This window comes from Pseudomonas sp. SIMBA_067, from assembly GCF_046534675.1.
GTDB classification, from domain to species: Bacteria; Pseudomonadota; Gammaproteobacteria; order Pseudomonadales; family Pseudomonadaceae; genus Aquipseudomonas; species Aquipseudomonas putida.
On the sequence record NZ_JAWRYH010000390.1, the window covers coordinates 1 to 274 of the forward strand.

Below are 274 nucleotides of genomic sequence, written 5' to 3' on the forward strand. Positions count from 1 at the left end.
GCGAACAATGCCCGCAAGCAACTCTTTTTGGCTGTCACTGCTCACATAAGATTCCAGCGCCTCAACATTGATTCGCATCGCCGCCAGGGGGGTACGCAACTCGTGAGCGGCATCGGGAATGAAAACGCGTTCCCGTTCAGTGCTTTCCCGCACCCTGGCAAGAAATCCATTAACCGCGTCAACCATCTGGCGAAGCTCCCTGTGCTTTGGCACTGCTTTTAAGGGCGAGAGATCGTCCGGCGTGCGTAAGGACACTTCATTTACCACTTTATTC

1 protein-coding gene is annotated in these 274 nt (G+C 54.0%); it reads right to left on the bottom strand.

What is annotated here, in order from left to right:
* On the bottom strand, nucleotides 1–186 hold a 186-nt coding region (locus SB765_RS29570), incomplete at its 3' end, for a histidine kinase dimerization/phospho-acceptor domain-containing protein (protein WP_410932483.1).
* Nucleotides 187–274: the final 88 nt, after the last annotated feature.